The organism is Acinetobacter sp. NEB 394 (assembly GCF_013374795.1).
In the GTDB taxonomy this organism is placed as follows: domain Bacteria; phylum Pseudomonadota; class Gammaproteobacteria; order Pseudomonadales; family Moraxellaceae; genus Acinetobacter; species Acinetobacter johnsonii.
The window spans coordinates 2,379,262-2,392,303 of sequence record NZ_CP055277.1; the positions used below are offsets into that span (position 1 = coordinate 2,379,262).

Consider the following 13,042-nt stretch of genomic DNA (forward strand, 5'->3'; position numbering starts at 1 on the left):
TATTGTATATTTCCCCTGCACAGATTTTACCCAAAAAAAAGCCCGCATAAAGCGGACTTTTTCAATAACTTTCAAAGATTAAGCAGATTTTTTCGCTTGTGCATTTTTACGGATCGTAATCATGATCAATTGCACTGCTGCAGGTGTTACCCCCGGAATACGATTGGCTTGAGCCAATGTCTCAGGACGTACATCTTTCAATTTTAAAGTAATTTCACGAGATAAACCTGAAACTACATCATAATTAAAATCGGCCGGAATTTTGGTTTCTTCCAAACGCTTCATTTGCGCGACGTCTTCATGCTGACGGTTAATATAACCTGCATATTTCACCGCAATTTCAATTTGATCGCCGAGCTGCGCTGACACTTCAGAACCTGTGAGTTCTGCAATTTGAGCAAATGAAATATTTGGACGTTTTAACAAATCAATCGCAGAACACTCTTTCGATAAATCCGCACCTGTCATTTCAACAAACTTTTTACCCATCGGGTTATTTGGTGCAGCCCAAAGGTGTTGTAAACGACCAGTTTCTTGTTCAACGGCTTCCATTTTTTCACAGTAAGCTGCCCAACGCACATCATCCACCAAGCCCATTTCACGACCCACTGGCGTTAAGCGTTGATCCGCATTGTCTTCACGCAACATCAAACGATATTCGGCACGTGAAGTAAACATACGGTACGGTTCTTTCGTGCCTAGCGTAATCAAGTCATCTACCAATACGCCCATATAAGCTTCATCACGTTTTGGTGTCCATTGCTCTTGATCCCACGCACGACGCGCAGCGTTTAAGCCTGCTAGTAGACCTTGTGCACCCGCCTCTTCATAACCTGTCGTACCATTGATTTGACCGGCAAAGTACAAGTTATTGATGGCTTTGGTTTCTAAAGTAAACTTCAACGCTTGCGGGTTGAAATAATCGTATTCAATAGCATAGCCCGGACGTAAAATGTGCGCATTTTCCATCCCACGAATTGAACGAACCAGCTCAAACTGCACATCAAACGGAAGTGAAGTTGAAATACCATTTGGATAAAGCTCATGTGTATCTAGACCTTCAGGCTCTAAGAATACTTGATGTGAGTCTTTATCGGCAAAACGGTGAATTTTGTCTTCAATGGATGGGCAGTAACGTGGGCCCACGCCTTCAATGACTCCAGTGTACATAGGTGAACGGTCTAAACCGCCGCGGATGATGTCATGGGTTTTTTCATTGGTATGTGTAATATAACAATTCACTTGTTCAGGGTGCATAGATGCATCACCCATGAATGACATGGTCGGTGATGGGAAGTCACCCGGCTGTGGAATCATCACAGAAAAATCAACCGAACGCGCATCAATACGTGGTGGCGTACCTGTCTTTAAACGACCCACTGGCAAATTCAATTCACGTAAACGGTGTGCCAGTGAAATTGAAGGTGGATCACCTGCACGGCCACCACTTGATTTTTCAAGACCAACGTGGATTACACCGCCCAAGAACGTCCCTGCGGTGAGTACGACTGTTTTCGCATCAAAGCGAATACCCGTTTGAGTTACAACGCCCTTGACAGTATCACCCTCAACAATCAGGTCGTCTGCGGCTTGTTGGAAAATATCGAGATTTGCTTGGTTTTCTAAAGTGTCACGAATCGCGGCTTTATAGCGAATACGGTCTGCCTGTGCACGTGTTGCACGAACGGCTGCACCTTTACGTGAGTTTAGGATACGGAATTGAATACCACCTTTATCGGCAGCCAACGCCATAGCACCACCCAAGGCATCAATTTCACGCACCAAATGCGATTTACCAATACCACCAATTGCTGGATTACAGCTCATCTGCCCTAAAGTCTCAATATTATGAGTTAAGAGTAAAGTCTGTCGCCCCATACGTGCCGCAGCCAATGCTGCTTCTGTACCTGCGTGACCGCCGCCGATAACAATGACATCGTAAACTTTAGGATAATGCATAGTGGTAAAGGAGATTAAAAAATGATAACGAAAGATTATAGCAAATTTTCGATTGTAAGTTGACAGATTCCGTGGAATTTATTGTATATGCGGCGCTGTGCTGACTGCGCCAGCGCTAGGCTTATGTAATTTTACTTGCAGAGCAATAGCAAAAACTCAACAAAGGATGCGTTTTGTTACCTGAAAAGCCTTGTATTAATTTGATCATTTTTTATCCTATAAGTTGATCATACAACAACCAAAGGTAAGCATTATGAATAAGAAGATTCTTTTTTCATCCATTCTCTGCGGTTTATTTTTTTCGCCTTTTGTATCAGCCAACGACAAAGTTGAAAAAGTCTATGATAGTCAACGTTATCAACAAGTCTGTAAAGGCAAGTCACAAGGAACAGCGGTTAGTTTTGCCTATCGAGGCATTATTTGGAATGGTACCTGTGAACCTCAATTTTTCCCAAGCTCAAAAAATGCCAATATTCATGGTGATGAAGCTGAGTTAGCCAGCATTTGCCAAGGCGACTCAAAAGCGACATCAATCAATATCGAAGGTAAAGAAATCAAAGGCAAATGTGCCCTTGGTTTTGTAGCACCTAAACCAAGAATGTAATCAAAACAACTTAAATTTCATGCTGTATTGAGGGTAAAAAATAGTCCATTTTTTACCCTTTTTTCTACCTTGTAAATTATTGAATTCTGTATACACTCAAAAACACAAAAGATAAAAACGAATAAAAAAAGGTATTCCATGGATTCGGAATTGTTTACAGTTTTTTTGCCTTTGACTTTGGCATTGATGATGATGGGGCTTGGTTTACACCTACGCCCAGCTGATTTTTATCGCCTCACACTGCACCCCAAAGTCATTTTCATCGCGTTATTTTCACAGTTAGTGCTGCTAGTTGGCATTGCGTTCCTGATTTGCCAATTTTTAAATTTAGCGCCTATTTTCGCGATTGGTTTGATGCTCGTTGCAGCCTCACCGGGCGGACCAACGTCAAATCTATTGACCTATTTATTTAAAGGTGATGTTGCGCTCAACATTACTCTCACGGCTACAAACTCCATCATTTCAACACTAACCCTGCCTTTTATTATTAATTTTTCACTGATGTACTTTCTACAAACATCACAACCCGTTGACATGCCCGCCATGAAAATGATGAAAGTTTTTTTCATCACTTACTTCCAGTCAGCATGGGCATGTTTTTACGTTATTACTTCCCAAAACTCGCCGACAGATTAAACCGCCCAATGCGTATTTTGTCTGCGAGCTGTCTCCTTTTTATCTTTTTTCTCGCACTGTACTTAGAGCGACATAATTTTGTTGAATATGTGTTTGAGATTGGGCCAGCCGTAGCCTTATTCTGCTTCTGTAGCATGTTTATTGGTTTTTTTGTGCCACATCTGGCCAATATTCCAGAAAAACAAGCGTTGACCTGCTCCTTTGAGATCACCATTCATAACACCGCACTTGCCATTACGGTTGCCCTGTCCGTCTTAGGCAACACCGCCATGGCCATTCCTGCCGGTATTTATTCTATTTTCATGTTTGTATTTGCTGCGTTATTGGGCCTATTAATCTCGCGAAGAAATGACAGTCTATTGTTTAAGAAAGAGACCGCAGCTGAATAATTTCACGGTCATGATTTATATAATTTTAAGGAGAATATACACCTATGGATTCAGGAATTATCACTATTATGTTACCTCTAGCTCTTGCCATCATCATGATTGGCTTGGGCTTAGAGTTAACCCCGAAGGATTTTGCACGTGTGAGCAAACACCCCAAAGCAGTATTGGTTGCTTTATTTTGTCAGTTGGTACTTCTTGTTGGAATTGCCTTTGTGATTTGCAAAGTGCTCAACTTACCGCCACTGCTTGCCGTTGGCTTAATGCTATTAGCAGCTTCTCCTGGTGGCAGTACTGCAAATTTATTTAGCTATTTGTTTAAAGGTGATATTGCGCTCAATATTACATTAACAGCCATTAACTCCGTTATTGCAGCGTTTACCTTACCGCTAATTGTCAACTTTGCCATTCAGTACTTTATGCAGGATGGACAACACGTCAGTATGCAGTTTAGTAAAATCTTACAGGTTTTCTCAATTATTCTTATCCCTGTCTGTATTGGTATGTTGATTTGCCACTATGCACCCTCTTTTACCAAGAAGCTGAATAAACCCTTACGTATTTTTTCTGTTGTATTTTTGGTCTTAATCATTGTTGGCGCAATAGCCAAAGAACGCGCCCATATTCTGGAGTATCTGACTCAGGTCGGTTTAGCCACAGTCATTTTCTGTATTTGTAGTTTAATGATTGGTTATTTTGTACCAAGACTACTGGGGATCAACAGTGCTCAAGCACGAGCCTGTGCCTTTGAAATTGGCATTCATAACAGCACCCTTGCCATGACCATTGCACTCACCGTGATGGCCAGTACTACGATTGCCATGCCCGCAGCTGTCTATTCTATTTTTATGTATATCTTTGCTGCCATCTTTGGGACATTACTCAACCGTTTTGCCCCATCGGTTCAAACCAGTACAGAACAAGCCTAGAACACATGTAGGTCTAAGGATGCTTCGGCATCCTTTTTTATTTTGAGGAATGCTGTCGAACTGCCCCCTGTTCCGCTACAATATTTATTTATACATAAATATTAGGTTATTCCTGTGAAGTGGCTACAAATTCATATTACGGTTGATCAAGCGCAAGTCGATTTTACTGAAACCCTTTTAGAATCTTTGGGTGCAGTCAGTGTCACATTAGATGATGCAGAAAACCAAGACTTACTTGAACCACTTCCAGGTGAAACGCCACTTTGGAATAAAGTCATTGTGACAGGTATTTATGCGCAAGAAGACGATGAAGAAATTGATGTCAATGCATTAGAAACGTTTATTCGCACTCAAATGCCTGATGCACCGATGCGTAGCGAATTTCTTGAAGACCAAGAATGGGAACGCACCTGGATGGATGCCTACGAACCAATTCAAATTGCTGACAAATACTGGATTGTGCCTGAATGGATGGAAGCACCAGAACCAGATGCAGTGAACATTAAACTTGATCCAGGCTTAGCGTTTGGTACGGGGAACCATGCATCTACTTTTCTTTGCCTGCAGTGGTTAGGTAAAACTGATGTTAAAGATAAAATCGTGATCGACTATGGTTGCGGTTCAGGTATTTTAGGTGTTGCTGCTCTACTTCTAGGTGCAAAAAAAGTCTATGCCACAGACATTGACCCTCAAGCAATTTTAGCCACTGAACAAAATGCGGCGCTCAATGGCGTGGCTGAGAACCTTTATGTCGGCTTACCAGACGAGTTCAATTTAGAGCTGGCTGACCAAAAAGCAGATGTCTTTGTTGCAAATATTTTGGCAGGCCCGCTCATGATGTTAGCGCCTGAATTCGCAACTTTGGTCAAATCTGAGGGAGAGTTCGCACTTGCAGGTGTAATTGAAGAGCAAGTTTCTGATGTTTCTAGTGTTTATTCTGAGTTTTTTGATATATTAGAGGTCGAGAAACGTGATGAAAACTGGTGCCGAATCTCGGGTAAACGCCACACCCTTTAAATGAACCCTTAATACACTATGAGCGACAAACAAACCTCTTGCCCTAAATGCCTAACCATCTACAAAGTAAGTGTTGCACAACTCACTGTTGCGCAAGGTATGGTTTGTTGCCCAAAGTGTTCGATGACCTTTAATGCGCTCTCGCATTTAACCACGGGTCATACTTTTGACACAGGTGAGGAAAGATCGTCGAATCAGAATGACATGAGCATGTCTTCAAATTCAGCATTTTCCTCTCCTCGTGTAGACAGCATTCATTTTGATTTATCACAATCTGCTGCGCTTTCAATGTCGACATCAAATTTGCTTGATATTTTCAACCTGAAAGTTGAGCACTCCAACATTGACCTCAAAACCTATTTAAACAATTTAAACTATTTTAGTACCGACCCCATTGGTAACTATCCTGCCATGAATTTGGCAGACAACAATCCAGCGAAACCCCAAAAAAGCCCGATGTACTATATGCTTTGGGGTGTAATTAACTTCAGCTTATTGGCTTTATTGTGTTTCCAATACTTATGGTTTAACCCACATATCCTGAATAACAGCCCCGCATTAGGCGCAACCTATAATAAAATTTGTCTTGTACTGAACTGTAGCAGCCTACAAGAACGTTATAGTCTAATCAGCATTAATAAATTAAAAGTAAAACGTGTAGACGCACAGAAAACTCAATTTTCAGGTGAACTGATCAACTATCATGACACCAGTCTTCCCCTACCAGATCTTAAGGTCATTTTAAAAGTGGATGGTGAAGTCGATTCAACCTATCAACTACATGCAAATGAATATTTGATTGATAGTCTGGTTGGAATCAAACGAATTCCTAAAAATAGTCCGTTCAAATTCAAATTTAGCCTGCCAGTCAGCCGTAAAAGCTTCAATCATTACAGTTTAGAAATAGTCCAGCCCTAAAATTTAAAAAAAATGTAAAAAAAGTGAAAAAAAATGCAGTTTTCTTGCTCACTTTTTCTTAGACAATGGTATGATACCCGCCACAAAAGCTTAGTGCTGCAATCTCCTCAGTCTTTTAATACAAATAGAACATCAGCAAAAATGCGCGTTATCGAAATATCGCGTATTGAGCAGATTTTTTTGTTTAAAAAAGGTCGGTAACAAATATTTAACTATTGTTACGCTTATATTTCGACCAACTTAGCGATATTGTGGCATGCTAAATGTACAGTTTTAGAACTAGTCGTTTTAGGATCTAAAACGAAGTTCATTTTAATTTTAGACCACTTTATATATGTCACTTTACCCAAGTGATATTTAGATTTTCGGATTACTTCGCATGAATAGCAAATCTCCTATTTTTACTGCACAGTCTGATGTCGCTCTTCGTATTCACGTAGATCGCGCAGTTCGCCACTATTTTGCACAACTGCAAGGCGAGCAACCATCTCAGGTCTACGACATGGTGCTGGCAGAAATGGAGAAACCTCTTCTATCTGTAGTTTTAGAATATACCCGCGGTAACCAAACACGTGCTGCGGAGATTCTAGGACTTAACCGTGGAACTTTACGTAAAAAGTTAAAAGCTCACGGTTTAATGAGTGAATAAATGATAAAATGCTTGCGGCTTCCGCGGGCATTTTTTTTACCTGCTATTTTTGGCTTTTTGTTTTAATTCTTGATAACTGTGACGAAGATCATGACCATTAAACGCGCTTTAATCTCTGTTTCCGATAAAACTGGCATTGTTGAGTTCGCTCACAACCTTGTTGCTCTAGGGGTAGAAATTTTATCTACTGGCGGTACATATAAGTTGTTAAAAGACAACAATATCGCTGTAGTCGAAGTTTCAGAGCATACGGGTTTCCCAGAAATGATGGATGGTCGTGTAAAAACGCTACACCCGAAAATTCATGGTGGTATCTTAGCTCGTCGCGGTCTAGACGAAGCTGTGATGGCTGAACACAATATCGATGCGATCGATCTTGTGGTTGTAAACCTTTACCCATTTGCTGCAACAGTCGCTAAACCAAACTGCTCACTTGCGGATGCGATTGAAAATATCGACATCGGCGGCCCAACCATGGTGCGTGCTGCTGCGAAAAACCATGCTTCTGTCGGTATTGTGGTCAATGCTACAGACTATGACACTGTTATTGCTGAGCTAAAAGCAAATGGTGCTTTGTCTTACGAAACTCGTTTTGACTTAGCCGTTAAAGCATTTGAACATACAGCACAGTATGATGGCATGATTGCTTCTTACCTAGGCGCTCGCGTAGGCAAGGAAGAAGGTCAAGCAGACAAGTTTGCACGTACCTTCAATACACAGTTAAATAAAGCTCAAGACTTGCGTTATGGTGAAAACCCGCATCAGTCAGCAGCATTCTATGTAGAAAGCACAGCAACTGAAGCCTCTGTTTCAACAGCGAAACAACTTCAAGGTAAAGAACTTTCTTATAACAACATTGCAGATACAGATGCCGCACTTGAATGTGTGAAATCATTTGCAAAACCTGCTTGTGTCATCGTTAAACATGCCAACCCATGTGGTGTTGCGGTGTCTTTTGATGGTATTCAAGCGGCATATGACTTGGCTTATGCAACAGATCCTGAATCAGCTTTTGGCGGCATTATTGCATTCAACCGTGAATTAGACGTTGCAACTGCACAAGCGATTGTTGACCGTCAGTTTGTTGAAGTGATCATTGCACCAAGCATTGCTGAAGGCGTACTTGAAATCACGGGTGCGAAGAAAAATGTACGTGTTCTGGTTTGTGGTGAATTACCTGCACTTGATGAGCGTGCGCCACAACTTGACTATAAACGCGTCAATGGCGGTTTATTGGTTCAAGACCAAGACTTAGGCATGATCACCAAAGATGATCTAAAAGTCGTGACGAAACGCGCACCGACGGATGCTGAAATTGATGACTTAATTTTTGCATGGAAAGTTGCGAAATACGTAAAATCAAATGCCATTGTTTATGCTAAAGGTCGTCAAACCATTGGTGTAGGTGCAGGTCAAATGAGCCGTGTTAACTCAGCGCGTATTGCTGCGATTAAAGCGGAACATGCCGGCCTAGTAGTTGAAGGTGCTGTAATGGCGTCTGATGCATTCTTCCCATTCCGCGATGGTATTGATAATGCAGCAAAAGCAGGTATTAAATGTATTATCCAACCGGGCGGTTCTATGCGTGACGAAGAAACCATTGCTGCTGCAGATGAAGCAGGTATTGCAATGGTCTTCACTGGCATGCGTCACTTCCGTCATTAATTGATTAGAAGTCATATTTATTAATCCCCCTAAATCCCCCTTTGTAAAAAGGGGGACTTTTCACGTAAGAAACCTTGGTTTTCATGCGTGATCCCCTCCCTTTTTTAAAGGGAGGTCGGGAGGGATTCTTTTCTTTGAGGGATTTTTAGATGAACATTTTAGTTTTGGGTAATGGCGGTCGTGAACATGCGTTGGCATGGAAAATCGCGCAAGATGAAAAAGTTGCAAAAGTTTTTGTTGCACCAGGTAATGCAGGAACTGCAACAGAAGACAAATGTGAAAATGTTGCTCTCAACATTTTAGACAATGCTGCAATTATCGACTTTGCAAAAAATAATGCAGTAGATTTGATTATTGTGGGTCCAGAAGCACCGCTTGTAAATGGTGTAGTTGATGCTTGTCGCGCGGCTGAGCTTCAAATTTGGGGCCCAACTCAATTTGCTGCCCAGCTAGAAGGCTCAAAAGCTTTTGCTAAGCACTTCTTAAAACGCCACAACATTCCTACTGCGTTCTACGATGTATTTACTGAAGTCGATGCAGCGAAAGCATTTGTTGAAAAAAATGGCGCGCCAATCGTGATCAAGGCCGATGGTCTTGCTGCGGGTAAAGGCGTAATTGTAGCCATGACTAATCAAGAAGCTTTTGATGCGATTGATGACATGTTGGCGGGCAACAAGTTTGGTGATGCTGGTTCTCGTGTTGTGATCGAAGAATTCCTTGCTGGTGAAGAAGCGTCTTTCATTTGTATGATTGATGGCGACAACATCTTACCAATGGCAACATCTCAAGACCATAAGCGTATTTTTGAAGGCGACCAAGGTCCAAACACGGGTGGTATGGGTGCTTACTCTCCTGCTCCTGTGGTGACTGCAGATGTATTTGAAAAAACCATGAATGAAGTGATGCGTCCTACCGTTGAAGGTATGAAAAAAGACGGTCACATTTATACAGGTTTCTTATACGCAGGCTTGATGATTGATGACAAAGGTCAACCAAAAGTGATCGAGTTCAACTGTCGTTTTGGTGACCCTGAAACTCAGCCGATTATGATGCGTTTAAAATCATCATTGGTCGATCTGGTTGAAGCTGGTATTGCAGGTAATCTTCCAGCAGAAGCTGAATGGGATGAACGCAAATCAATTGGTATTGTTCTTGCAGCTGAAGGCTACCCAGAAACCGTTCGTCAAGGTGACGTCATCTCTGGTCTTGGCCAATCTCCTGAAAACACAAAAATCTTCCATGCGGGCACAACAATGAGTGCCGACGGTCACATCTTGACTGCAGGTGGTCGTGTTTTATGTGTCACAGCTCTTGGTGATACCGTACTTGAAGCGCAAGTCAATGCTTTAGAAGTTTGTGGTCAAGTGACATTTACGGGTATGCAATATCGTACAGACATTGGTTATCGTGCTATTGCGCGTGAAAATGCTTAAAAACATTCATACCGTAAAAACCCGCTAAATGCGGGTTTTTTTATTGCAAACCGCTGCGAAGCTTTTTTAGCTGTCTCGGTGTTACACCAAACCAATTTTTACAAGCACGGCTTAATGCGGACTGCTCGGAAAAACCCAGTACAGAAGCGATTTGACTCATCGACGCTTTTGAGTCTGCTAAATATTGCAACAACAACTGTTGTATGAGTTTATCTCGAATCTGCTCAAAGCTGGTCCCTTCTTCATCTAATTTACGTTGTAAGCTTCGAGGATGCATCGCAAGCATATTTGCAATATCTGTTTTATTGGCCTTTGGGCCCGATAAATGAATGCGTATCGCATGTCGTACACGATCACTAAATGAACCTTGATGACTCCGAAAACTCCTATCCAGATAACTGTCCACAATTTCACGTAAGCCATGATCAATACTATCTAAAGTAATATTCAACATATCTCTGTGGAAATACAAAGCTGCATGCTGTTGATCGATCATGACTTCGGCATGAAAAAACCGTTTATACACATTTAAGGGCCTGTGCGGTAGTGCAACTCGAAGCGGCTGATAACGCTCACCACTCAAATAACGTAGAACCCGATGACACACAGCAAGCCCCAGATCCATGGTTTGTCGTTTACTCAAAATATGCGTAGCGTCATGCAGCTGAATATCAAAAATAAGCTCTACAATATCCGAGCTGGGTTCAAATGCATCTGTGCTAACACGATCATTGATATATAAACGTAGAGCAGAGCCATGTAAAAACAGTAAATCTGAACTGTATTTAATCACTTCATGAAGTGTCGATGCACTTTGTAAGATCAGCCCAAGTACACCCAAAATGCCAATATCTTGATACTGAGAGATCCGCAAACCTAAATCGGCACAGTTGGCCTGTTGCGCACTTTCTTCTAGAAGTTGGATTAGTGCTGTATGCGAAATCCATGCATTGTCATCTTGTAATTGTGCAAGTTGAATTCCATACTTGGCCAACAACGGCATTGGGTCGATGCCCAAGTGTTGCATTACCTCTAGATAGCCACGTAGCCCTGAACTATGCACCATATCCTCATGGATATTTCTCGGGTACTGAACTGCGATTGAATCTTCCTGATTCATTTCCACAATCCCTGTCTCAATACGTCAAAAAATTGACTCATTACGTCAAGTTAGCATAAAAAAGCCACGGCAGAATAGCCCTATGAGCAATTTATTTGTTCATCAATTTTGCGCTTCAAACACATAAAACGCTGGCGCGAATAAATGTAGCACATGGATATGAACACTACATTTTTCATCAAGGATAAAACAAGGAATATAGAATGAATTTTAAGAATGTAACTGTTGCTGGCAGTGGTGTACTCGGTTATCAAATTGCGTTTCAAACCGCTTTTCATGGTTTTAAAGTGTCGGTATATGACATTAATGACGAAGTACTTGCTAAAGCCAAAGCTAAGTTCTTTGAATTAAGCGAATGCTATAAACGCGATATTAATGCGACCCAAGAACAACTCGACAATACATTTAACAATCTCAGTTACTATTCAAACCTTGCAGAAGCCGTGCAAGATGCGGATTTAGTCATTGAAGCAGTGCCTGAAGATGTCGGTATCAAAACCGATTTTTATGAAAAATTGAGTCAAGTGGCACCCGCTAAAACCGTTTTCGCAACCAATACCTCAACATTGTTGCCAAGCCAGTTCCGTGACTTGACCGGTCGCCCAGAGAAATTCCTAGCACTACATTTTGCCAATTTAATTTGGGTCAACAACATGGCTGAAATCATGGGGCATGACACCACTGACAAACAAGTATTTGAAGATTTAGTACAATTTGCCAAAGCAATTGGTATGGTGGCTTTACCTGTTTATAAAGAGCAACCTGGCCTTATCTTAAATTCAATGTTACTACCTTACTGTGTTTCAGCATTAGAGCTTTGGATAAACGAAGTATCTGACCCTCATACCATCGATAAAACATGGATGAAGTCATTTGGTTCACCTAAAGGTCCATTTGCAATTTTGGATATTATTGGTATTACAACAGCATACAATATTGCAAAATTACATGCTGATGTGAACCCAATCATGGCACGTATTAAGGAACGCCTTGAAAACGAATTCATCAATCAAAATAAGTTAGGTCTTCCAACAGGACAAGGTTTCTATAGCTACCCAAATCCTGCATATGAATCTGCAACCTTTTTAAAGGGATAATTGATTGAAATATCAACCGAGCCTTTGGTTTTTTGATATTTCAACTTCTTCGCATACAGCTCAAACTAAAGCATCACTCTTTTTTAGTGATTGCTTTAGTTTGTTCTCACAAGCATCAAAAAATAACTAAGACTCTTTAAGTTGCTTTAAAAATAGAACATACACCTTGTAATAACTATTTCTCCTATACACCAAATGCATTAAGCCCATGCCGTTCTTTTAAGAGCATTAGGATGACTACTCTGCATACATTAGGTTTTACACTTTATACTCGTTATATCTATTTTTTGTATTTAGTTTAGATAAAATCTTATAAAGCATAAAATTTATGCAAATTCTTATTTTTAAATAGATTAATTAAAAATAATATATTGTTTTCATTATAAAATTATAAACAAAATGCAAATTTCTAATCTTTAAATAAGATAAGTATTGAACTTTTATGCTCTATATCGAATATTACTTTGTTGATATGATGTGCAAAATTTAACGATTGAGCAGAGATGTTTCTAGTGAGTTGAAAAAGTTAATCTTTTCCAAAGTGAAAGCCTATATTCGACTGATATCGAATTGCACACTTGCAAAACTCACATTACAGTCATATGCATCAAATCAGGAATGCCTGATTT

At 40.7% G+C, this 13,042-nt stretch carries 10 protein-coding genes and 1 pseudogene; 9 read left to right on the forward strand and 2 right to left on the reverse strand.

Going from position 1 to position 13,042, the window contains the following annotated elements:
* Positions 1-78: 78 nt before the first annotated feature.
* Positions 79-1,959, reverse strand: a complete 1,881-nt coding sequence (mnmG, locus tag HUK62_RS11395; RefSeq protein WP_176537907.1) for a tRNA uridine-5-carboxymethylaminomethyl(34) synthesis enzyme MnmG — start codon at positions 1,957-1,959, stop codon at positions 79-81.
* Positions 1,960-2,212: 253 nt separating this feature from the next.
* On the opposite strand from mnmG, the gene HUK62_RS11400 reads away from it, so the two are divergent.
* The 8 genes and pseudogenes from HUK62_RS11400 (at position 2,213) to purD (ending at position 10,196) form a co-directional block, all read left to right on the forward strand.
* On the forward strand, positions 2,213-2,563 hold the full coding sequence (locus HUK62_RS11400) for a hypothetical protein (RefSeq protein ID WP_004696401.1): 351 nt from the start codon (positions 2,213-2,215) through the stop codon (positions 2,561-2,563).
* Positions 2,564-2,701: 138 nt separating this feature from the next.
* Positions 2,702-3,588: pseudogene (locus HUK62_RS11405) on the forward strand (bile acid:sodium symporter family protein).
* Positions 3,589-3,632: 44 nt separating this feature from the next.
* Positions 3,633-4,514 (forward strand): bile acid:sodium symporter family protein, encoded by an 882-nt coding sequence (locus HUK62_RS11410; RefSeq protein ID WP_176537908.1) that lies wholly within the window; start codon positions 3,633-3,635, stop codon positions 4,512-4,514.
* Between the two features lie 114 nt (positions 4,515-4,628).
* A complete protein-coding gene (gene prmA / locus HUK62_RS11415) occupies positions 4,629-5,531 on the forward strand; it encodes a 50S ribosomal protein L11 methyltransferase (protein WP_004696394.1) in 903 nt (300 codons plus the stop codon).
* An 18-nt stretch (positions 5,532-5,549) separates the two neighbouring features.
* Entirely contained in the window at positions 5,550-6,449 is a 900-nt protein-coding gene (locus HUK62_RS11420; protein ID WP_078425886.1) for a DUF3426 domain-containing protein, read from the forward strand.
* A gap of 379 nt (positions 6,450-6,828) precedes the next feature.
* Entirely contained in the window at positions 6,829-7,098 is a 270-nt protein-coding gene (gene fis / locus HUK62_RS11425) for a DNA-binding transcriptional regulator Fis (protein ID WP_001086304.1), read from the forward strand.
* 90 nt (positions 7,099-7,188) lie between these two features.
* On the forward strand, positions 7,189-8,763 hold the full coding sequence (gene purH / locus HUK62_RS11430) for a bifunctional phosphoribosylaminoimidazolecarboxamide formyltransferase/IMP cyclohydrolase (RefSeq protein WP_176537909.1): 1,575 nt from the start codon (positions 7,189-7,191) through the stop codon (positions 8,761-8,763).
* 149 nt (positions 8,764-8,912) lie between these two features.
* A complete protein-coding gene (purD, locus tag HUK62_RS11435; RefSeq protein ID WP_004982082.1) occupies positions 8,913-10,196 on the forward strand; it encodes a phosphoribosylamine--glycine ligase in 1,284 nt (427 codons plus the stop codon).
* 40 nt (positions 10,197-10,236) lie between these two features.
* Here the strand turns inward: purD and HUK62_RS11440 are convergent, their stop codons facing one another.
* Positions 10,237-11,316: an AraC family transcriptional regulator gene (locus tag HUK62_RS11440; protein ID WP_176537910.1), complete on the reverse strand. Its 1,080-nt coding sequence runs from the start codon at positions 11,314-11,316 to the stop codon at positions 10,237-10,239.
* Between the two features lie 203 nt (positions 11,317-11,519).
* On the opposite strand from HUK62_RS11440, the gene HUK62_RS11445 reads away from it, so the two are divergent.
* Entirely contained in the window at positions 11,520-12,413 is an 894-nt protein-coding gene (locus tag HUK62_RS11445) for a 3-hydroxyacyl-CoA dehydrogenase (RefSeq protein WP_176537911.1), read from the forward strand.
* Positions 12,414-13,042: the final 629 nt, after the last annotated feature.